The sequence below is a fragment of the Cognaticolwellia aestuarii genome (genome assembly GCF_002000025.1).
Taxonomy (GTDB): domain Bacteria; phylum Pseudomonadota; class Gammaproteobacteria; order Enterobacterales; family Alteromonadaceae; genus Cognaticolwellia; species Cognaticolwellia aestuarii.
Window position 1 is genome coordinate 73441 of the sequence record NZ_MUZV01000007.1, and the last position, 22849, is coordinate 96289.

Below are 22849 nucleotides of genomic sequence, written 5' to 3' on the forward strand. Positions count from 1 at the left end.
GCTTTGTATAAAGCGCTTAAGCTCAGTTACATTTTCAAAACTTAAAACTTAAAACTTAAAACTTAAAACTTAAAACTTAAAACTTAACATTTAACGCGACAGTCACTTTCAACATTCAGTAGTAAGCATTCAACACTAATATTTAACATATATTACTTAGCTTAGTCCTCTCTAAACGCTTCTGCAGTGAGGTGGTGGCGATTCAGTAGTTTGTAAAATTCGGTACGATTTCTTTGCGCTATTTTAGCTGCTTGTGAAACATTTCCTGCCGTGATCCTCAATAACTTGGCGAGATAATCACGTTCAAACTTATCTCTAGCTTGGACAAATGACGGTAAAATAGTGGTTTTATCGCGTAAAGCATTTTTCACTAGCATTTCACTGATAATTGGCTCTGTTGATAACGCGACTGTTTGCTCGACAACATTTTGTAATTGTCTGATATTGCCCGGCCAAGCAGCACTGATCAGGGCCTCCATAGCCTCTTGTGAAAAACCTGAAATATTAATGTCTGTTTGCTCTGTTGATTTACTCAAAAAATACTGAGCGAGTAAGGGAATATCCTCTCTGCGCTCAGACAGTGGCGGTAACTCAAGTTCAACAACATTTAAGCGATAATATAAATCTTCACGAAAGGTTTTATCTATGATGGCTTGCTGTAAATTTTTATGGGTAGCAGAAATAATTCGAACATCGATTTTTACTGATTGTGTACTGCCGACCGGGCGAACTTCACGTTCTTGTAAGACACGCAGTAGTTTTACCTGAAAGCTCATCGGCATATCGCCAATTTCATCTAAAAATAATGTCCCGCCATCGGTTGCCTGAAATAGGCCGGTATGATTTTTTTCAGCACCAGTAAACGCGCCTTTACTATGACCAAATAGTTCAGATTCAAGTAATTGTTCAGGAATAGCCGCACAATTAATTGCGGTAAATTTTTCTTGGTGGCGAGGGCTTGCTAAATGAATGGCTCTTGCTAACAGCTCTTTACCTGTACCGCTTTGGCTTTGTATAAGTAAGCTAAAGTCGCTTTTTGCTACTTGTTTACTTTGCTGTAAGAGCGACTCCATAATGGTACTTCGGCTGATGATTTGTTCACGCCATTGATTATCTATTTGGCTATGGTTTAACTCTGCAGGTTGAAGCCGAATAGCTTGTTGCACTATATCTAATAGCTCTTTACTTTCAAATGGCTTAGTGAGAAAACTGAAAACCCCTTGCTTTGTGGCATTTATTGCATCAGGAATTGTACCGTGTGCCGTCATAATGATAACCGGAATATGGGGGTGTTTAGCGCGAATTTGTTCAAATAGTGCCATGCCGTCCATACCTTCCATTTTTAGGTCGCTGATCACTAACTGAGGATGAAAGCTTTCTAATCGTCCTAATGCTATTTTGGCATTTTTTGCTGACTCTACTTGATAGCCTGCCGCAGACAAACGAATACCCAGTAAGCGTAATAGGCTTGGATCGTCATCAACGATAAGAACTTTACTATCGATTGTCATTTTAGGCGGAGTAGGATTATTCATGGTTTTTTCTCGATACATTGACGACTAAAATTGCATAGGCAATTTATTTAAAGGCTATTGCTCTCTTTTATCGATAGCTTGTTCAATATTTTTCAATTGTTTAATGATTTGTTCTAACAATTGCACTTGTTCAACTAATTGTTGTTGCTGTTCAAGTGCTTGTTTTTTTTGCGCTTGTTGTTGGGCTAATAAGCGATTTCTCATCAATAAACGTTGATTTAATTGATCACGTAATAAGGTAATAAAGGCTTGCTCGCTTGGGTTAATATGAGCAAAAGCTGCGTTGTCCCCTTCCGTTTTAAGTTGGTTTAGCAGTGCTTTAGCATTGAAGCTATTATAGATAGGTGACTTAGGTAAGCTGTAAAGTAAAAGCAATTTAATTTGTGGATCATAGGTGTCGTACTCAAAAGAAGGAGGTTGTTGTGCTGCATATGTTTGCTGTTTTTCTACTTCTTCAGCTAATTGTTGTGGACTCAGTTGTTGAAGTGTTAAGTAGTACTCACCATAAGTTGTATTTACTGTGGTGAGTTGGCACGCAGATAATAACAGTAGCGCGGTACATAAAAGTAATGCCTTTTGAGTAAACAGGTGCAGCTTGAGCATTAGACTTGTTTCTCCTGACGAAAAGCGCGCGGCAAAGTTATTTTCATGTGAGTTCCTGTTTGATTGCCTTGTGGGGATATCAGTTCAATACTGCCATTGAGGCGTAATAATAACTCTTTAACTATGGTTAAACCAAGGCCGCTGCCTTTGATAGCGCTGTTTTTCGGTGGTGTTCCTTGATAAAAAGCATCAAATATTTTGTCTTGCTCCTCTGGAGGGATGCCGACGCCCTGATCGTTAATTAAAATTTGTAATTGCTGGTTAGCAAGGGCTGTTGAAATTTCGATTGTGCCGTCATCTGGAGAATACTTTATTGCATTGGACAGTATATTATCGAGAATAACCGCTATTTGTTTACGGTTACTAACAATAAATACATTGCCAATTGTTTGGTTTAAGATAATTTTCTTTCGTTTTATGTCGAGTTTTCGTTCTGCTAATACTTGAGATATAACCTCGTCAATAGCCATTGACTCCGAATCTTGTAAGCTGGTTGAGTCGAGGACAATATTAAAGTCGAGTAAATCTTCAATATGTTTTTGTAAACGAAAAACACTGTCTTTAATGATGTGAGATATTTCCTGTTGCTCGGCATTTAACTCACCAACACTATTATCATAAAGCAATTCAGTACCTTCTCTAATTGCAGCCAGTGGTGTTTTTAGCTCATGTGAAATATGTCGAATGAAGCTCGATTTTTGCAACTCTAAAGCTTGTAAACGTGTGCGCATACTTTCTAGTGCTTGTGCTATTTCTTGAATTTCTGGTGAGCCTGTTACGTTAATCTTATGATCAAAATTGCCTTGCTGTAGGCGAAATATATTGTGGGTTAATTTTTTTAGTGGGCTGGTGATTAAGTAAATAAATAGTGCTGCGATCAGCAAGCTAACAGGAATAATAATTAAGCTTTGGAGCATCATTTCGTGCGTAGTTTTTGCTGCATTTCTTATATTGGTGATATGGTGGGTATTAAGTTCATTACTACGCTGAACTATTTGCTCATAAATCTGGCTTAATGTACTAAACTTATGCTGTATTGGTTTTATTATTGTACTGTCTGTTGGAGATTTTTGCTCTGCTGATGGCATAGTCTGTTCAATTAATATAGTAATTGTTTGCGCATATTTATTGACCAATTCTCGCAGTTTTTGGTCTGGATTAGTGGCAATTAATTGTTGAGTTAAGTACAATATCTGACGGCTTTGTTCGTGATAGTTACTTGCTAATGTGGGATCTCGAAGTACTAAATATTGTGAGGCACTTCGTTCCATTTTAATTTGGCTGCTTTTTAAAAACTGCTGGTTATCGAGTATGTTTGCTATATTAGTAATAGCATTTTCACTTTTTTTTGCGAGTGTATTAACCTGCGATGCACCAAATATTAGTGTCGTAACTAAAGGTAAGGAAACTAAACTAAAACCTAGAAAAGTTAATGATTTTATTGATAAATTTTTTACCGAGAAGTGCTTCGTTTTCACTTTTAACGTCGGTTTTATTGGGTTAATCACAACGCGTACAGCGACCTTTTTTATTATTGAGAGCGATGTTAGTGTTAGCTAAAAATTAATAAAAAACAATACTGTCTCAATTTGGAGACATTGATGAACTTGTTTTTTAATTAGATTAAGTTTTTGTTTTTTAATGTTATTTTTGTTTTTTTTAGGTGATGGGTAAGCAATAAAAAAATTTTCCAATCAATGCTGTCGCTAATAAGTGACATGCTTTGAGAGGCTTTTTGCTTTAAATCCTTTTAAATCAATTGGTTACATTTTTGGCATGACGTGTGCTATGTGTTAGTTGTATGTGGCACTAGCCATGGTCGGCATGTTCATTGATGTGCTATTAATCAATTAAAAGGGTTCAAACATGAAAAATATTAGCTTAAAAACGTTGTCAATTACTGTAGTTGTAGCCTCACTTGCTTCTAATTTTGTTTTCGCTAGCAATGATATGAGTAAGGCTTCACTTAAAGTAGAGCAACCAGTATCATCTTTTTCACAATTAATCTCAGATTATGATACGGATAAAAATAACACGTTGAGCATAAAAGAATTAGCTGAAAACGATAAGTTAGCAAAAGCTTTTGAACAACTTGATGTTAACGGCGATAAAGAAATTAGCGAAGAAGAATTTAACCAGTATCTAGATAAAATGAAAAAATCTTTGACCTAGATATTGCCATTATGAGTGAATAACTCTACAGATTGCCGACTATTAAGTATGTGTTTTACTTAATAGTCGGCGTTTTACATTGTATACAAGGTCTAATATGAATAACCAGCCCCCCTCAAAGACTTTATCTCGTTATGTACAAATTGATAAATGGATTTTTGAAGTGAAATCTATACGCGCAATCCGTGTTGATGATTTTGGTAAGCCTTATTCCGCGGTTGCTAATATTGCCTTAAATGGAAATAGTGCGTATATCGATGGCTTACTGACCAGGGAAGAAGAAGACTTTGCACGTGAAGATTATCAAACCTTTGTTAAAATGAGCCAGCAACTGGGTTTAGAAAGTGTTAATTTTGATCGTTTTAAGCAACGAAAAAGAGTATCTGACGTTGTTAAAGTGCCAGCCTCAGGTTGTGTTAAGCCAGCCTTGAAATTAGTAAAAGTTTAAGTTTTATATACTGACTATAAATGCATGGTGACAAAGGTTATAAATGCGATCGGTTAAATTAGATAATAATGACATCACACCCTCCAAGATAGTGTGCGTAGGGCGAAATTATGCAAATCACATCAGTGAATTAGGTAATGAAATTCCTGATAATATGGTGATATTTCTTAAACCTAACAGCGCTATAGGCCATCAATTGCGCTCGTATCATCAAGAAACATTACATTATGAAGCCGAGCTTTGCTTTATCTATCAAAAAGGTCGTTTTTCTGCTGTTGCTATTGGTTTAGATCTTACTAAGCGGGCTTTACAATCTAATTTGAAAGCGAAAGGCTTACCGTGGGAACGTGCTAAGGCTTTTACAGATTCAGCACTTTTTAGCGACTTTGTATCTTTAGATACTATTGATGATGAATTAGCATTAGCGTTATTAGTTAATGGTGAAACTCGTCAAGCAGGCACTGTTGCCATGATGCTGCATTCACCGCAAGCAATATTAAAAGAAATTCAGTCTTTTATTGAATTAGAAGACGGCGATATTGTTATGACGGGTACACCTGCAGGTGTTGGAGAGATAGTCACGGGTGATATTTTTGCAGGGCAAGTACGTACGCGTGAACATGTTCTGGTAAGTAAACAATGGCAAGCAATTTAGTTTGTTATTAGAAATTTGAAATATGTGGTGGTTATAGTTATTTATTCTTTGAGCTATGCGATAATTGCCTAAAGCTAACAATTAAAACACCTCTTATGAAACGTATTATCCTCTATACCATGAGTAATTGTCCTCATTGTCAAACGGCCAAGCGCTACCTTGAAGAAAAGAACATTCCTTTTCGTTTATGTAATGTTAAAACAGCGGCAGGACAAAAAGAGTTCGCTAAATTGAACTTACGTGGCGTACCAGTATTAAAAGTGGGCGATCAAATCCTGAATGGTTTCAATATAAAAAGTTTTAATCAACTCTATAAAAGTTAATTGGGTTAGCTGTAAAACTGTTTCGCCTTCGTTATTTGTTGATAGTTTTTCAATTTTTGAATAAGCAACACAAGTTATTAGTTATTTCATTGCTGATAATTGTAGGCTTATCATTATCACGCGCTAAATTCTACGAATAGGTGGAACGGTATTTAGTTCAATCTATGGTCATGCGTATGATTTTTAGTCGTTTATTGTTTTTTTTTGTGGTAGCGTAAGTATAAGTTTGAACGGATTTCTACTGCGGACACATTATGAAAAAAGCTTTGCAAGCTTGTTATGCAACTTTACTCATACTCTTGTTAAGTTTTCCAATAGCAGCATTGGCTGATAAGCGTGTTAACTTTATCGACATGGATCATGAAATATATCTTGAGCCATGGGGATCCTATCAAAAATTGATTGGTCTGCAGTCAGAGGCTGAATCATACGATGAGCTAGACTACTTATGGTGGTTATTACGCAAAGCCCAGGCTGAAAATCTAGTTTATTTTTACGATGACTTTAGCCGAACAGTCAAGCAAGCTAATAACCTGGTTACAACGGATACCCCTCTAGCTATACAAGCGCGTTTAAGTTTATTTCAAGGCCTTATTGAACGAAGAAAAGGTGATTATAGTCGCTCTCAAGAAACGCTATCTAAAGCTTTAATTCAAGCTAAGGAAGCGCAATTAAGTCGTTTATATGTTTATGGTAAACAAGAGCTGGCTTATACCAAAACCTTGACCGAGTTGTTTGAAACATCACTGGTTGATATCCAAGAGGCTTATGTCGAAGCTTTTGCCTTGAAAGACCAGTTCTTGATTGCGTCAATAAATGAAACTTATGGCGCTATTTATGGTTATTTACATGACTATAAAAAATCGATCGAATATTATCAAAGAGCACTTGAAGCCTATCAAGCCTTGCAATACCCTGCGCATGTCGCAGAAGCCATTTATGGGCTAGCATCAACTTATCGTTACTGGGGAAAATATCAATTAGCTATTGAGTATTTTGAAAAGTACCAACAGCAAACGACTTATACACCCAATTCAAATATTAGTTTCTTTTCTGCTTATGGCATTGGTATGACGATGGCTGAGCAGGGAGACTGCCTTGCTGCGATTAAGGTAATCGATGAAGCTTTAGCTATAAAAGGGATCGTTGATTACAACGCTGAGTTGTATAAACGTAAAGCGAGTTGTTTAATTTCCCTGGGTCGTTTTGCCGAGGCGGAAAGAGCACTTAACAGCGCAGCATCGATTTTTGCTGATATTCCAGAGCTGATTGGTACAAATTGGCAGCTTGAGGTAATAAAAATATCTGCTGAATTAGCCCATGCGCGTGGTCAGCATGATATCGGATATCGCTTGCTTGAGCACTATTATCGCCAGTATACCGATCTATTGTTAAAAAATTCCTCAAAAAGGTTGCTGAAAGTCAGAGCAAGTTTGGAGGTTGAACGCCAGAAAGTTGCCCAAGCATTGTCAGAAGAGCGTCAACAAGTCGAATCGCTTGAGCTAGAAAAGCGCCAAAGTAACGCAACTCAAGATATTTATTTTACTGTTTTTATTACCTGTGGGCTGTTAATTGTGTTACTCGTTATTATTGCGCAATATCGCAGTAATAGAAAAATGCACCTATTAACGATAAAAGATCCATTATCTGGTTTGTTTAATCGTCGCTATATTTTTGATTACCTAGATAAAGCAGGATTAGCTGATAAATCAGAAAAAATGCAAATGTCGATTATTTTAATCGATATTGATGATTTCAAAAAAATAAATGATAAATATGGCCATCCGGTTGGCGATGAGGTTATTTGTCAGGTGGCTGAAATCGGCAGCGATATCTTTCGTCAAGGTGATATTTTTGGTCGCATTGGTGGTGAAGAATTTATGTGTATTTTGCCACGGACAGACGTTAGCACAGCAAAGCAGATCGCTGAACGCTTTTTATGTGCAATCAACCAGTCTACAGTCGTTAAAGGTCATCAAGATAAAGTCACGGTTAGTATTGGTATTTCGGCGCTATCACCGCAATGTCATGATATTAAACAGCTTTATATTAATGCAGATCAAGCGCTCTACCAAGCCAAGCACTTTGGTAAAAATCAAATTAGTATTTTTTAATCCTAAACCCTCTTAGCGACGTATAGTGATATATAAATTAACTTGCTTGTTTAATATCTTAATAGCTATGAGTGAAAAAGAGAAATTAATCATCAAGATGCAAGGTCTGTTATTATTCAGCATCATACCCAAGATAAAAACCCAAGCACGTGCTCATTATGAATAATTTTACTCAACTCGAAGTCGCTGTAATTTCTTACTTACAAGATTATATCGAACAGCGGGGATTACGTGCATTAATTCATTTTGAATTAGAAGGTTGTTATCAATTACCGTTAGGTAAGCGTATCGATTATAAAAAGATTAATCAGAAATTATTGTATCTGGGTGTTGATGGCGAGGTAGTGGCAGAGTATTGGAGTAACCAGTGGGAATATGTATCACTTTTCAATGGCCAAAGCCCATTAAAAGAGGCGCATAATCTCAAGCAAGCGCTTTACTTGTTACCTAAAATTTTTGCCAGCCAAGGGGTCACGAATACTTTGATTAAGCCCGTTGTTTGGGCGGGGGATTACGGTAAATTAGCCTTAGGGTGTAAAAATATTTTCAGTGCTGATAATCGGGCTGTACATATACCTAATGCGGTGCAAATTAACGTTAGTGTGCAAGATAGTGCAGGGAATAACTTATTAGTTTCGGGGGATTTTGCAGAGCGGTTGCAGCAAAACTTTTTGCAGACAAGTTTAGCGTGTTGCTTAGTATATTTGCCTGAAGAAGAAGCTTTTGAGCGCTTATTGCTAAAGTCAAAATATGGTTTGGCAGATGAATTATGCTCACCAGTAGATATTTCTGGTGGTCATCAAGGTAGCATTGCACTCTACCGAGATATTGGTAAACACAATCAAAAAATGGGTGTGGAGCCAGTAATTTATGATGATAAGCATAACGTTATTGTTAGTCATGAAAACTGGCATAAAACAGCACGTATTGAGCACAGGCTTGGCGCATCTAGTCAGCGTTACGACCCATATTTAAATGTCATTTATGCTTTATTAAATGTTATTGATACTATCGACGGCATTATAAATGACGGGCCCTTAACGCCGGAGCTTAATAGCCAATTGCCTCGCTCGCTCTATGATCAGCAAACTGAGCAGGGGGCAATAACATTGTTTGCTAATAATAACTGGTTCAGCGAAAGCATAGATAGAACCCTTAGCAGGGTGAAAGTTGATACTGACTTAGCTGCAACGTTAAGTATTGGCCAACAAGTAAAGCAAAATTATTTAACACAATTTCAACAGCGTAGTATTATTATTTAATACGGCTAAAGTTGAAATAAAATTCAGCTCACAATAATAGCTAGTGAAAAGTAGATGATAAAGCAATTAAATACGCCAACACTTGATGGCAAATCGGTAGTAGAAAAAAGACAAGAGCTCATCGCATATTTTAAAAATACGTGGTCAACTTATGAGTCTTTATTTTCCCTAATAAACCATGACGATGCTTATTTCCTCCGTCCTGAGCCTCTACGACACCCATTGGTGTTTTACTTTGGGCATACCGCTACTTTTTATGTCAACAAACTTATTCTTGGTAAATATATCAAACAACGTATTAATAGTAAGCTAGAAGCTATTTGTGCCGTAGGTGTTGATGAAATGAGCTGGGATGATCTTGATAGTGAGCATTATGACTGGCCCAGCGTTGATGAGGTACGAAATTATCGACAAGAAGTTTATTATTTAGTTTTAAACTTGATTGAAACTATGGAGTTGAGTTTACCGATCAGACAAGACTCCCTAGCTTGGATTATTTTAATGGGTTGTGAACACGAACGTATCCATCTTGAAACATCGTCAGTTATTATGCGCATGCTACCGTTGAATTATTTAACTGCAGATGAACAATGGCAACCTTGTATGCAGTCAGCTGCTGCGCCTGAAAATGAATTAATACCTGTCCAGGCACGTAGCTTAACATTAGGTAAAAAGCCTCAAGATAATACCTATGGTTGGGATAATGAATATGGCCAGCAGGCGGTCGAAATTGAAAACTTTAGTGCGGCTAAGTACTTAGTGTCAAATCAAGAGTATCTCACTTTTGTTGAAGCTGGTGGCTATCAATCAGCAGAGTACTGGTGTCAAGAAGGGCAATCATGGCTGGCATTCACTAAGGCGGAAATGCCTAAGTTTTGGCGTCAACATGACGGTAAATATTATCAGCGAAACTTGTTCAATGAATTGCCACTACCTTTAGATTGGCCTGTAGAGGTTAATTACCTAGAAGCTAAGGCTTTTTGCCAGTGGCGACAAAAAAGCACTACAGGTTTTATTAGCTTGCCTACTGAGGCGCAATGGTACTGCCTACGTGAGTCTGTTGCTGGTGATCAGCATCAATGGCAGGAAGTTCCTGGCAATATAGATTTAGCTTATTATGCATCTTCATGCCCGGTTAATCTTTATCAAAATGGTGATTTTTTTGATGTTATTGGCAATGCATGGCAATGGACTGAGACTGCTATTGATGGCTTTGAAGGCTTTAGTGTTCACCCATTGTATGATGATTTCTCTACGCCGACCTTTGATGGTAAACATAACTTGATCAAAGGTGGCTCATGGATATCAACCGGAAATGAAACCTTAGCTTCTTCGCGCTACGCTTTTCGCCGACACTTTTATCAGCATGCCGGCTTTCGCTATGTTGTTAGTGAGCAAGCTAGAAAATCACAACCTGCAGTGAATCAGTTTGAAACTAGCCAAGATATTTGCCAACAACTTGCTTGTTATTTTGGTCAAGAGTTATTGGGTTATGAAAACTACGGCCAGCAAATAGCAAAACAGGTTGTAAATTTAATTGTCAGCGAAGGTTTGTCGACTGAACGTTTACTTAATTTAGGTTGTAGTGTTGGCCGAGTGGCATTTGAACTCAGTCAGCATTTTCAACATATTGATGCTGTTGATTTTTCGGCTCGTACTATTCAACATGGCGTGCAACTGCAAACTGGCAATAGTGTGCGCTATACCAGTACCATTGAAGGTGATATTTGCCAATATCATGAAGTATCCTTAGCTGATAGCGTTGAACAGGCTAAGCCTGAACGGATATTATTCAGTCAAGGTGATGGAGGCAATTTAAAACAACACTTTAATGATTATGATGTGGTTGTAGTTCAGCATGCACTAGAGCAAAGTTATGATCCTAAGAGTTTATTATCTAATGCGGTCAGTCGACTTAACCCATCAGGTTTATTGATTATTATTTCTGACTATCACTACCAGGCAAATATAACGGAGAAAAGTAAATGGCTCAGTGGCATTAAAGTTAATGGCGAAAATTTATCGGGCTTTGATGCCTTAAGCCAGCAACTTAGCAGCGATTTTGAGTTAGTTAGTCAGCAAGAGCTCTCTCGTGTACTAGCCGATTCAGTTCGTCGCTTTAACTTATCACACTGTCAACTTACGGCATGGCGAGCAAAATAGGTTATGTCGAAGTATGTATTGCCCAAGCATATTGCTTATACCCGAGGTTTAGCAGATCATATTAACGTTAATTTCAGTGACTCTACGGCACAGGCTTTAACTTATGAGCAATTATGCGCATTTTCACTTGATGATCTGAATAGTATGCCGCTAAGTTACTCTCCGGTTCAGGGAGATGTTTTGCTGCGTGAATCCATTATTAACTTTCATCAAAATTTGAATTGTCATCGTCAAACACTTAAGGCTGATAATGCGGTAACGTTTTGTGGTGCTCAAGAAGCGCTATCGGCAATTTATCAATCTTTGTTAGCTGCCGGCGATGAAATTATCGTATTGACACCGAGTTATCCATCCTTGGTTGCTATGGCAAAGTCCATGGGTGTTGTCGTTAAAGAAATAGCACTGAGTGCAGATAATCATTGGCAAGTAAGTATTGCAGACTTTACTCGCTTAATGACTGAAAAAACTCGCCTGATCGTACTTAATTCACCTCATAATCCAACCGGCAGTATTATTGATAGTGCATTGGCTGACCAGCTATTAGCACTGGCTAAGCAGCAACAATGCTACTTGTTGAGTGATGATGTTTCCCAAGCCAGTAATTACCATGATTTAGCCTTGGCTCATCGCTATCTTGATTACTCAAAAAGTATTGTTGTTGGTGTTATGTCAAAAAGCTTAGGTCTAGCAGGTATTCGCATTGGCTGGGCTGTCACTCAAGATGACAGTTTACTGAACAGTCTACTGGCCATTAAAGCGATGAGCTCTATTTGTTGCTCTAAAGTCGATGAAAAGCTAGCCTGTATTGCACTGCAACATAGCGATAAAATTATTACCACTAATAATGCAATTATTCGCAATAATATTGCTTTGTTTTCTGCTTTTATCAACCGCTATAAGCAAGCATTCAATTGGCAGCCACCGCAAGCGGGAATGTTAGCTTTAGTTGAAGTCAAAAATATTGACTCTATAGTGGCTTGGTCAAATGCACTGGTAAAAAAAACCGGTATATTAACTTTACCAAGTGAGTTGTTCGGCTTACAGGGAAATTATTTTCGTTTAGGATTAGGACAGAATCACTTTGCTCAAACACTGGCGATATTTGAGCAATATATTGATGGCCAAAGCATAAGTTAACGACCGCTGCTTGTTTGCGCGTTAAGTATATTAAAGGACGTAGAAAAACATCATGAAAAAGTGACAAATAGCTGCCATGAAAACAAATAAATGCCAAATAGCATGGCTATATTGTTTATTTTTTCGGACATAAAAAATTGTGCCTAAACCGTAGATAATTCCACCTAAAGCCAGTAGAAACATACCTTCAGAAGCAAGCTTAGCATTGAGTTTATCAATAAATATTATAGAAATTAGGCCTAAACCTAAGTAGGTTGCTAATGACAGTTTTTTATATTTATTACCAAATTTAACCTTAAAAGCAATACCTGACAAAGCAAGGCCCCAGATAATACACAATACGATGTTGCCAAGGTCGTCAGCTAGTGTAACTAACATCAGTGGTGTGTATGTGCCGGCAATCAATAAATAAATGGCGCAATGATCAAGCAGCTTGAATATTTTTTTCGCTTTATCATGTAATAACGCATGATAAAGGGTTGAAGCACTAAACAGTAGAACTAAGCTAGCGCCATAGATACTAAAACTGATCACTTTAGCGATATCGGATTGTAGCCAAGCTAAAGTGACTAAAAGTGTTAAGCCCGCTACGCTAAGTAATGCTGCTAATCCGTGGCTGATAGCATTGATAATTTCTTCAGCTAAGCCGTAGTCTTGAGTTTGCACGTTAAGATTCCTGTTTCAGTGTACACGTGTACGCTGTTTATGGTAGCAAACTGTGGATTAGAATACTAGAGGTCTGACCTTTTGGTCTCAGTACGTTCGCCTAGCGATGGGGATAAATGAGCATTTTTGAGCGTATTTCTTTGGCGACAGAGTTATTTAGCAATGCTTTATATACCAATGATTTAGTTAATAATAATGAAATAAGTGACTAAGGCAAAATTGGGTTAGGAGTGCGAATTACTGGGGCATTGCGCTGATACTAGATTATTCAGGAAGTGAAGATAATTTGCGTTTATAATACGGTGACTTATTACCGGATATAAACGCAAATAACGGCAAGTTAATTGCGGTTTTTATTATAAAGCGAGATCGATAACCATTTCACGTAATTCATCTTTGGAGATCGAGTTATCATGATTTTTATCAAAACGATTAAAAATGGTTTCACACATGCGAATGCCTTTATCTTGTAATAAGCAGTCAATCAATTCTACGAATTCACTTCTATTGATTACGCCATCTTTGTCTTCATCAAAAACTTCAAATAGTTCATCAACCCACTGATTTAATTCCATCAGTTATCCTCTTTTTGGCGAAATATATCTACTGATGACTTTATCGTTATTTGCAGCATATGTGAATGATTAATTATGTTATTTGGCGTAAATATGTTTTTTACTGCCTAGTTGGTGCTTTTTACTGATGAGCACTTTAGTTAGGAGACATTTAACGGTATCAACACCGCTATTAAAAATAGCTGCTTATCCAGAGTTCAGGTTATTTACCAATACATTATAGGATTAGCAAGTCTAACTTTAGCGGCTTCATAGTTCTTTGTTTTTCATTTGGTTAGCAACTAAAAATAGAGAAAATTAAATTTATTTAAAAATAAATGTAATAAATTTGTAAATGCTAAGACTAAGCAGTCAATGTTTTAAAAGGAGCATAAAATGAAAATAACTTGGAAAAATTTATTTACCACGAGTTTATTTATAACCGTTGCGGGGCTAAGCCATACTAGTCTTGCTGAAAGTGCCTTAAATCAACAGCTGACATTAGAAAGTTGTCATGTCAAAGGTATTCGTCAACAAGTGCAGTGCGGCACTTTAGTCGTGCCAGAAAATTATGCTGAAGCTGATGGTACGAAAATTAATATTAATTTTGTTGTATTGCCTGCGATAGATAATAGCAAAGAAAAGCAGCCGCTAATGTTTTTAGCTGGTGGACCGGGGCAAGCTGCGGCAGAGCTTTCAGGACAAATTTATACCGGTTTTAATGAAATTAGAAAAACACGAGATCTATTGTTAATTGATCAGCGAGGTACGGGAAAATCGCATCCATTACAATGTGAAGAATCGTTAGAACTTGATCCCTACAGTAGCATGCCTGAGGATTTTTCCCGTACAGATATTGAGCAATGCTTGGCGCAGCTTAAGGGGGATTTAAGTCAATATAATTCAGAAAATGCCATTCGAGATTTCGACGCAGTTCGTCAAGCCTTAGGTCACGATCAGGTGCATATTTATGGTGGCTCTTACGGTACACGTGCAGGCTTGGTTTATATGCGCATGTTTCCAGCCTCAATAAAAAGTGTTGTGTTAGATAGTGTTGGCCCAATTGAAGTACCGATTGGCTTATTTGGTAAAAGTGCAGAGCAATCTTTTGTTCAATTACTTAACAATTGTCAAAATGATGAGAAATGTGCAAAACAATACCCTAATTTGGCGAATGAGTTTGCTGAAGTCACTGCTAAGTTGTCGCTTGCTCCTGTCTCTGTAGAAATTGCGCACCCAAGACTAGGTACGGATATTGAATTTAATATCAGCAAAGAAAAATTTATTTCAACGATACAAATGCAGTTGTATTCCATGCAAACCCGTAGCTTAGTGCCATTGTTAATTCATCAAGCTTATTTGGGGGATTATAAACCATTGGCAGGGCTTATTGCTCAAAGTGAAGGTGGAATGGGCATTTATATCGGCTTGCACTTTAATATTGTTTGTAATGAAGACTTTCCTAAAATCACCGCCAGCATGAAAGCGGCGGATGTTGACAACAACTTCGCGAAAGGTATGAGTCTAGATATGATTGGTAAAGCTTGTGCTGTTTGGCCAAAGTATCAACCTAGCGCTGATTTTTATCAGACAGTAACCGCTGACATTCCCACATTGATCATGTCAGGTGCTTTAGATCCTGTTACGCCAGCAAGTAATGGCGATAAATCGGATAAAAATTTGCCTAATAGCCATCATATTATTTCCAAAAATAATGCGCATATCGTTGCTTCAACAACTTGTGGTATTAGCATTGTTAATGAATTTCTAACACTGCAATCACCAAAAGATCTCGATGAATCGTGCTTAGCAGAAATTCCAGATGAATCATTCATGTTGGGCTTAAATGGTGGTGCAGCACCAGTAGTGAACATGGTAACTACGCCAGCCAAAGTAAAGGAATAGACAATGATTGAAGTTAATAATTTACATAAAAGTTTTGTTAGCAAGAAAAACACAGTTAAGGCCTTGGATGGCTTATCATTTAGCGCAAAAGATGGCGAAATTACCGGTATATTAGGCCCAAACGGTGCAGGAAAGACCACTTGCTTACGCACACTTTACGGCTTGTTACGCGCGGATGAAGGCTATGCCACTATTGATGGCATTAAAGTGACTGAAGAACCGATTAAAGCGAGAAAATTATTAGGTATCTTCCCTGATAAGTTTGGTTTATATGAGCGGCTAACAGCGTATGAACAAATTGACTATTTTGCCAGTATTCATGGCATGAAAGGCGCTGATAAACATGCGGCTATTGAGCAAATTCTCAATGATCTTGAAATGACTGAGTTAGCGCATCGCAAAACCGTTGGCTTTTCTCAAGGCCAGCGTATGAAAGTAACATTAGCTCAAGCCTTGGTACATCAACCAAAGAACTTTGTGCTTGATGAGCCCACACGTGGTTTAGATGTGATGAGCACACGAATTTTGCGTAACCATTTAGCTAGGTTCAAAGAAAAGGGCCACTGCATATTATTTTCTTCACATGTAATGCAAGAAGTTGCAGCCTTATGTGACCGAGTGATTATTGTTTCTAATGGCAAATTAGCTGCGCAAGGAACTCCGCAAGAATTATGTGATTTAGCGGGAGAAAAATTATTAGAAGAAGCCTTTGTTAAATTGATCGGCTCAGATGAAGGAGTAGCGGCATGATGCAACTGAAAGCCTTAATGGTAAAAGAGTTCAAAGAAGCCTTTCGTGATAGACGTGCGTTAATGGTAGCAATGAGCATGGCGTTATTAATGCCAGTAATGATCATGGTAATGTTAAAAGTGGCGATCAAAGAAGCCGTTGATAATCCTGCTGTATATGTCAAGTATACCGGCGAGCAACATGCGCCTAAACTTATTAAAGCGTTACAAGATGAAAATATTTTGTCTTTTGCTGACGTACCTGAAGATGAAGAGCGTAATTGGAATGAGCGAAATATCGAGCTAACCATTCCAGATACTTTCGTTGCAGATATGGCAGCAGGTAAACCGATAGAGCTAATCTTACGCGCTGATTACAACGAGAAGTCGTTATCATCACCTATCCGTCGTATAAAAGATATCGTTAGAGAGCATTCACTTACTATTGGTTATAAACGTTTACTAGTGCGTGGTATTGATATTAAGTTACTACAACCGATCAAATTACTTGAGCAAGACACCTCTTTACCGAGTAGTAATGCGGTGATGATCTCATTAATTTTAGGTGTATACCTGATGATGGCAGCCTTTATGTCAGGTTTACCGGTTGCTATCGATTCTAGTGCCGGTGAGCGTGAACGAAATGTGCTGGAAATGTTACTTTGTCAGCCAGTAAGCACCTTAAAAATAGTGCTTGCTAAACTAAGCTGTGCTAGCTCAATTGCGATTATCTCTATCATTTTAATGTTGGTGTTAACTTCGGTTGCGATGAACTTTGTTGATCTAACGAAAATAGGTGCAACTTTCAGTATAGATGCCAGTACTTTTGCGATTTTATTATTGCTGTTAGTACCTATATGTTTCCTTGCTGCTTCATTACAGTTGTTATTTGCTTTTCAAGCTAAGAGCTTTAAAGAAGCACAATCGACAGTAACTATGTTGATTATGGCACCAAGTTTTATCCCTTTTGCATTGATGATGATGGATGATAAACCGGCTTGGGTTGAATGGTTGCCAATTTCTGGTCAGTCATTATTAATGGAAGATGTTTTTAAAGGCTTACCTATTGATTGGAGTGCGTTGTTATTTAGCAGTGTTGCTACTATCGGCTTAACAGTGGCATTAGTGTTAATTCTAGCCAAACGCTTAACCTCAGAGAAAGTAGTGATGTCGTTAAGCTAATCATAGTGTGTAGATGTTTGGATTGAATTAAATGAATAACTCAGTAGAATTGAGCGACTCAAATAAGACTGTTTTTAAAGCAGCTCAACAACAACTGGGTTATTCATTGAGCAATCAAGCACTATTTATTAAGTGGGTTTCGGAACATGAGAAATTGTTACGTCATATCATCAATGGCTTTGAAGCCAAACCTGCGATTCAAGAAGAGCTATTTCAAGAAATAGCATTAAATATTTGGCGGGCATTACCAAGCTTTAGGGCTGATGCTGCGGTTAAAACTTTCATTGCACGTATTGCCCATAATGTTTTAGCAACACATGTTGCTAAGGCGGTAAAAACAGTGAAAACAGAGTCAGAGCAAGAATCATCGACGATTCAAGATCAACAGCAATGCCAGCAACCGAACCCCTATCAGTCATTAGATCAAGAGCAAAGACAACAACGACTTGCTGAAGCTATTCGTCGTTTAACGCTCGAGCAACAACAAGTGATCACCCTGGCATTAGAGGGCATGAGTTATCAAGAAATAGCTGATGTACTGGCGATTACAGTGAATTTAGTTGGCGTAAGGTTGCAACGAGCGAAAGCTGCATTAGTGCAGTTATTGGAGGCCGTATGAACGAAGAACATGATAAAAGTAAGCTGGCAACTGAAAGTAAGCAGAGACAAGACAAATCTGTTTCTAATACAACACGGTTCATGCGGAAAAAAGAGCGCAGTGCTGAATCCAATAAAATTCTTGATGACACTTGGGCTGAATTAACACAAGATTGGCAAGCACAACCAACAGCTAAAACAGATATTGCTGCTTTGGTTAAGCGCACCCGACGCAGAACCTATGGTGCGAAACTTTGTTTTATTTTAAATATCCTCGCTACCTTATCAATCTTAATTGCTTTCGTTTATGGCATTTATCAAGGAGAGTGGGGCGAGCCGGTTAACATTTACCTTGGCTTTGGTGGTTTATTTTCGATTGCCTTCATTTATTTTGAAATGAAAGTTCGCGTTGCGGCATGGTCAAAGTTATCTGACAGTCCTGAAAAGGCCATTGATAATGCTATTAGTGGTTGTGAGTCGTCAATGAAGTATATGAGAATTACACAAATTTCATTGTTACCTTTTCTGCCGCTAGTTAATTGGTTTGTTTATTCGCTAGCTCAAACGAGCACTAAAGCTGCTTTACCGGCTTACCTTTTCGCGAATGGCTTCATGCTTGTAGTGCTTATTGTTGTTGATTACTTATATCGAAAACGTAAGAAAGAGCGTCAACAACTTTTAAAAATAAAATCAGCATAAAAAATGGTTAAATCTTATTTTTCGGTATTTAATTTTGTTAATGGTTGTTTGTTTTGTTTTAAATTTGTTGTTTTTGCTTTTTTTAGACAGTATATTGGTTTTGATTGTTGATTTAAGCGCTTAATTAAACTTATTTCATTAACTTTAACGACTATTTGATTGCAAAATGAACTAAAAGAGCGGGGTTTTACCGTGTACAAGCTTTACAAGTTCAGGCAAAATATGCCGCAATTAATTTTGCTTTAACGCCAACCAAAGTCCTGCTACTGGCAGACTACTTGAGGATATAACATGTTTACACGTGATATGAATATTGCTGATTTTGATCCTGAACTTTATCAAGCAATGAGTAATGAAGTTGTTCGCCAAGAAGAACACATTGAACTTATTGCTTCTGAAAACTACTGTAGCCCACGTGTACTTGAAGCTCAAGGCTCACAACTCACTAATAAGTACGCTGAAGGTTACCCAGGCAAACGATATTATGGTGGTTGTGAGTATGTTGATGTTGCCGAGCAATTAGCTATTGACCGTGCAAAAGAATTATTTGGTGCAACTTACGCCAACGTACAACCTCATGCTGGTTCTCAAGCAAATGCTGCTGTTTTTCAAGCGTTAGTATCACCAGGTGGTAAGGTATTAGGCATGAGTTTAGCTCATGGTGGTCACTTAACACATGGCTCACATGTCAACTTTTCTGGTAAGTCATATGAAGCGATTCAATACGGTTTACACCCAGAAACAGGTGATATCGATTATGCTGAATTAGAGCGTTTAGCAGTAGAACATAAACCAGAAATGATCATCGGTGGTTTTTCTGCTTTCTCCGGTGTTGTTGATTGGGCGCGTATGCGTGAAATTGCTGATAAAGTCGGAGCTTACTTCTTCGTTGATATGGCGCACGTTGCCGGTTTAGTTGCTGCTGGTTTATACCCAAACCCTGTACCACATGCTCATGTTGTTACTACAACGACACATAAAACACTTGCAGGCCCTCGTGGTGGCTTAATTGTTTCTGGCTGTGATGACGAAGCTATTTACAAAAAGCTTAACAGTGCGGTATTTCCTGGTGGCCAAGGCGGCCCATTAATGCACATTATTGCGGCGAAAGCGGTAGCATTTAAAGAAGCTTTAGCGCCAGAATTTAAAGCTTACCAACAAAATGTTTTAGATAACGCGAAGGCTATGGTGGCAGTATTGCAAGAGCGTGGTTATAAAGTTGTTTCTAATGGTACTGAAAACCACTTGTTATTACTTGATCTCATTGATAAAGACATTACAGGTAAAGATGCTGATGCCGCTTTAGGCCGTGCGCACATTACGGTAAATAAAAACTCAGTACCAAATGACCCTCGTTCACCGTTTGTTACTTCGGGCTTACGTTTAGGTACACCAGCGATTACTCGTCGTGGCTTTGGCGTTGAAGAAACTCAAATGATCACTGGTTGGATTTGTGATATTTTAGATGATATTAACAATGAAGCTGTAATTACTAAAGTGCAAGCTAGCGTGACTGAACTTTGCGCACGCTTCCCTGTTTATAAGTAATAAGCCCAGCATAGTTATTTCCTAGTAATTCCATAGGAATAATATTTAATGGCCACATTCGTGGCCATTTTCATTTCAGTATTTTGATTAATTAAATATACTTTAAGCACAAGATTTTTAGCTTAATGAGTTATTTTCCATTAAAATACTGAGATTAAATTTTTCATGTAGCGGAATTCATTAATGTATTGTCCCTTTTGTTCAGCCACCGACACTAAAGTGATCGACTCTCGTTTAGTTTCTGATGGTCATCAAGTCCGTCGTCGTCGTGAATGTTTAGCATGCCATGAAAGATACACTACCTTTGAAAGCGCTGAACTGGTTATGCCGCGAATTATTAAACGCGACGGTTCACGTGAGCCTTTTAACGAAGATAAAATGCGAAGTGGCTTACTGCGAGCATTAGAAAAAAGGCCGGTCAGTACCGAAGAAATGGAATTGTCGATTAATAAGCTTAAGTCGCAATTACGAGCGACTGGTGAGCGAGAGGTCTCGAGTGAAATGCTCGGAACCATTATTATGAAGCAGCTGAAGAGTTTAGACAAAGTGGCTTATATTCGTTTTGCTTCAGTGTATCGCTCGTTTGAAGATATCAAAGAGTTTGGTGAAGAAATTGCCCGCTTGGGCGATGATGACTAACGCATTGCACATAATCAACTATAGCCTCGAGCCCAATAATGAATGATTTTTCTTTAGCAGATCATAAGTTCATGCAACGTGCCATTAGTTTGGCAAAGCGTGGCCATTTTACTACTTCGCCTAACCCGCGCGTTGGTTGCGTGATAGTTCGTAATGAAGAAGTTGTCGGTGAAGGTTTTCATCAAAAAGCAGGGCAGGGTCATGCTGAAGTACATGCCTTAAAACAAGCGGGAATAAAGGCTAATGGGGCTACGGCTTACGTTACGCTAGAGCCTTGTAGTCATTATGGTTTGACACCACCGTGCGCTGAAGCATTAATTAAAGCACAAGTGACTCATGTTATTGCTGCTATGGTTGATCCTAACCCGAAAGTATCGGGCCGTGGTCTTGAACTTCTCAATGCTGCTGGCATAACAACACAATTTGGTTTGCTTGAACAAGATGCACGCGCATTAAACCCCGGTTTTATTCAATTAATGACCACAAAGCTGCCTTATGTACGATGTAAGCTTGCTGCTAGTCTTGATGGTAAAACAGCAATGGCCAGTGGTGAAAGTCAATGGATAACATCTGCTGAAGCCAGAATCGATGTGCAGCGACTTAGAGCACAAAGCTGTGCTGTTATTTGTGGTGCCGACTCAGTCATTTTTGATGACGCAAAGATGACCGTTCGTTGGCATGACTTAGGTGAGTTAAAAAATAGCTATGCAGAAACCGATGTTAGGCAACCAGTACGCATTATTATTGATGGCAAAAACCGCTTAACACCTGATCTCGCGATATTCCAAAGTGAGAGTAAAATATTATTAATACGACATACCATTGAAAATGACCATACTTGGCCTCATTTTGTAGAACAAGTACAGATCGATAAAGCCGAAAATAGTGAATATATTAATCTAACTTTATTGTTAAGATACTTGGCAAAGCAGGGACTTAATGATGTGTTAGTTGAATCAGGTAGTCAATTATCAGGTGCTTTTGTTAGTCAGAATTTAGTTAATGAGTTAATACTTTATCAAGCGCCAAAACTTATCGGGCATGATGGCAGAGGCTTAGTTAATATGCCAACAGTGCTGCAATTGGACGAAGCTAAAAATCTTGAGATACAAGATATGCGAATGATCGGTAAAGATATTAGATTAACGGCAATATTTAAGCGTTAACTTCTGGCACTAATTTACTTATGAAATTAATAACAGATGGTTATTTACCATCAGTAAAAATACTACAGATAATGAGATAACCAATGTTTACAGGGATCATAGAAGCCGTAGGGCGTTTGAGAGCAATTAATACCTCAGGTGGTGGTGCACGCGTCACGATTGATACCGCAGCATTAGACTTATCAGATGTTAAATTAGGCGACTCAATTGCTACTAATGGTATTTGCTTAACCGTTGTTGCTATAGACAGTTCAAGCTTTAGTGCTGATGTTTCGAGTGAAACTTTAGCCCGCACAGGATTAGCTTACTATAAAATAGGTGACAGCGTTAATCTTGAAAAAGCGATGTTACCAACGACACGCTTTGGCGGTCATATGGTGTCAGGGCATGTTGATGCCGTGAGTGAAATTACCAGCATCGACCATAAAGGTAATAGTATTGATTACTGGCTAACGATGCCAACAGAACTAGCGGCCTATATTGCCGAAAAAGGTTCAGTTACTATTGATGGCACAAGTTTAACTGTTAACAGCTTAACCGCAGATAAGTTTCGTTTAACGATTGTGCCGCATACCACCCAGCAAACCATTATCAGTAAATATCAAGTGGGCACTAAAGTTAATCTAGAAGTTGATTTAATCGCCCGTTATATAGAAAGATTACTTACCAAGAAAACAGCTGACAAGCCAGAGCCGTCAGGTGTTACACACGCGTTATTAGCGCGCAGTGGTTTTATTAAATAAAGAGGTTGTC

General features: G+C 38.2%; 22 protein-coding genes. 17 read left to right on the forward strand and 5 right to left on the reverse strand.

What is annotated here, in order from left to right; genetic code table 11:
* Positions 1–161: 161 nt before the first annotated feature.
* The 3 genes from B0169_RS11940 to B0169_RS11950 are packed head-to-tail and all read right to left on the reverse strand — an operon-like array spanning position 162 to position 3646.
* Positions 162–1535, reverse strand: a complete 1374-nt coding sequence (locus tag B0169_RS11940; protein ID WP_280522512.1) for a sigma 54-interacting transcriptional regulator — start codon at positions 1533–1535, stop codon at positions 162–164.
* Positions 1536–1589: 54 nt separating this feature from the next.
* On the reverse strand, positions 1590–2138 hold the full coding sequence (locus B0169_RS11945; RefSeq protein ID WP_077286214.1) for a hypothetical protein: 549 nt from the start codon (positions 2136–2138) through the stop codon (positions 1590–1592).
* Positions 2138–3646, reverse strand: coding sequence for a HAMP domain-containing sensor histidine kinase (locus B0169_RS11950; protein ID WP_235838557.1), 1509 nt, complete (start codon positions 3644–3646; stop codon positions 2138–2140). Before B0169_RS11950 ends, B0169_RS11945 begins: the two co-directional genes overlap by 1 nt.
* A gap of 358 nt (positions 3647–4004) precedes the next feature.
* Here B0169_RS11950 and B0169_RS11955 point away from each other — a divergent pair, with 358 nt between their 5' ends.
* The 8 genes from B0169_RS11955 (at position 4005) to B0169_RS11990 (ending at position 12412) form a co-directional block, all read left to right on the forward strand.
* Positions 4005–4310 carry an EF-hand domain-containing protein gene (locus B0169_RS11955; RefSeq protein ID WP_077286216.1) on the forward strand — a complete coding sequence of 102 codons (306 nt, stop codon included), beginning with the start codon at positions 4005–4007 and terminating at the stop codon, positions 4308–4310.
* A gap of 97 nt (positions 4311–4407) precedes the next feature.
* Entirely contained in the window at positions 4408–4758 is a 351-nt protein-coding gene (locus B0169_RS11960; RefSeq protein ID WP_077286217.1) for a hypothetical protein, read from the forward strand.
* Between the two features lie 43 nt (positions 4759–4801).
* Positions 4802–5413, forward strand: coding sequence for a fumarylacetoacetate hydrolase family protein (locus B0169_RS11965; protein ID WP_077286218.1), 612 nt, complete (start codon positions 4802–4804; stop codon positions 5411–5413).
* Between the two features lie 95 nt (positions 5414–5508).
* Positions 5509–5736, forward strand: coding sequence for a glutaredoxin family protein (locus B0169_RS11970; RefSeq protein WP_077286219.1), 228 nt, complete (start codon positions 5509–5511; stop codon positions 5734–5736).
* A 254-nt stretch (positions 5737–5990) separates the two neighbouring features.
* On the forward strand, positions 5991–7850 hold the full coding sequence (locus B0169_RS11975; RefSeq protein ID WP_077286220.1) for a tetratricopeptide repeat-containing diguanylate cyclase: 1860 nt from the start codon (positions 5991–5993) through the stop codon (positions 7848–7850).
* 158 nt (positions 7851–8008) lie between these two features.
* Entirely contained in the window at positions 8009–9112 is a 1104-nt protein-coding gene (locus B0169_RS11980) for a hypothetical protein (protein WP_077286221.1), read from the forward strand.
* A 54-nt stretch (positions 9113–9166) separates the two neighbouring features.
* The gene (gene ovoA, locus B0169_RS11985) at positions 9167–11275 is read left to right on the forward strand and encodes a 5-histidylcysteine sulfoxide synthase (RefSeq protein WP_077286222.1); all 2109 of its coding nucleotides are present in this window, start codon (positions 9167–9169) and stop codon (positions 11273–11275) included.
* Positions 11276–11278: 3 nt separating this feature from the next.
* Positions 11279–12412: a pyridoxal phosphate-dependent aminotransferase gene (locus B0169_RS11990; RefSeq protein ID WP_077286223.1), complete on the forward strand. Its 1134-nt coding sequence runs from the start codon at positions 11279–11281 to the stop codon at positions 12410–12412.
* Between the two features lie 30 nt (positions 12413–12442).
* Here B0169_RS11990 and trhA read toward each other — a convergent pair whose 3' ends face one another.
* Both trhA and B0169_RS12000 read right to left on the reverse strand, forming a co-directional pair.
* A complete protein-coding gene (gene trhA, locus B0169_RS11995) occupies positions 12443–13078 on the reverse strand; it encodes a PAQR family membrane homeostasis protein TrhA (protein ID WP_077286224.1) in 636 nt (211 codons plus the stop codon).
* Between the two features lie 356 nt (positions 13079–13434).
* Positions 13435–13653: an EF-hand domain-containing protein gene (locus B0169_RS12000; RefSeq protein WP_077286225.1), complete on the reverse strand. Its 219-nt coding sequence runs from the start codon at positions 13651–13653 to the stop codon at positions 13435–13437.
* 375 nt (positions 13654–14028) lie between these two features.
* On the opposite strand from B0169_RS12000, the gene B0169_RS12005 reads away from it, so the two are divergent.
* The 9 genes from B0169_RS12005 (at position 14029) to B0169_RS12045 (ending at position 22839) form a co-directional block, all read left to right on the forward strand.
* Positions 14029–15537 (forward strand): alpha/beta fold hydrolase, encoded by a 1509-nt coding sequence (locus B0169_RS12005; protein ID WP_077286226.1) that lies wholly within the window; start codon positions 14029–14031, stop codon positions 15535–15537.
* Positions 15538–15540: 3 nt separating this feature from the next.
* On the forward strand, positions 15541–16287 hold the full coding sequence (locus B0169_RS12010; protein WP_077286227.1) for an ABC transporter ATP-binding protein: 747 nt from the start codon (positions 15541–15543) through the stop codon (positions 16285–16287).
* Positions 16284–17447, forward strand: coding sequence for an ABC transporter permease (locus B0169_RS12015; protein ID WP_077286228.1), 1164 nt, complete (start codon positions 16284–16286; stop codon positions 17445–17447). The genes B0169_RS12010 and B0169_RS12015 overlap by 4 nt, the downstream gene beginning before the upstream one ends.
* 31 nt (positions 17448–17478) lie before the next feature.
* Positions 17479–18066 (forward strand): RNA polymerase sigma factor, encoded by a 588-nt coding sequence (locus B0169_RS12020; RefSeq protein WP_077286229.1) that lies wholly within the window; start codon positions 17479–17481, stop codon positions 18064–18066.
* Complete coding sequence (locus tag B0169_RS12025) at positions 18063–18743, forward strand: hypothetical protein (RefSeq protein ID WP_077286230.1); 681 nt, start codon at positions 18063–18065, stop codon at positions 18741–18743. The genes B0169_RS12020 and B0169_RS12025 overlap by 4 nt, the downstream gene beginning before the upstream one ends.
* Before the next feature lie 291 nt (positions 18744–19034).
* Positions 19035–20291 (forward strand): serine hydroxymethyltransferase, encoded by a 1257-nt coding sequence (gene glyA / locus B0169_RS12030; RefSeq protein WP_077286231.1) that lies wholly within the window; start codon positions 19035–19037, stop codon positions 20289–20291.
* Positions 20292–20474: 183 nt separating this feature from the next.
* Positions 20475–20930, forward strand: a complete 456-nt coding sequence (gene nrdR / locus B0169_RS12035; protein WP_077286232.1) for a transcriptional regulator NrdR — start codon at positions 20475–20477, stop codon at positions 20928–20930.
* Between the two features lie 38 nt (positions 20931–20968).
* A complete protein-coding gene (gene ribD, locus B0169_RS12040; RefSeq protein WP_235838558.1) occupies positions 20969–22096 on the forward strand; it encodes a bifunctional diaminohydroxyphosphoribosylaminopyrimidine deaminase/5-amino-6-(5-phosphoribosylamino)uracil reductase RibD in 1128 nt (375 codons plus the stop codon).
* 83 nt (positions 22097–22179) lie between these two features.
* The gene (locus tag B0169_RS12045; protein WP_077286233.1) at positions 22180–22839 is read left to right on the forward strand and encodes a riboflavin synthase; all 660 of its coding nucleotides are present in this window, start codon (positions 22180–22182) and stop codon (positions 22837–22839) included.
* Positions 22840–22849: the final 10 nt, after the last annotated feature.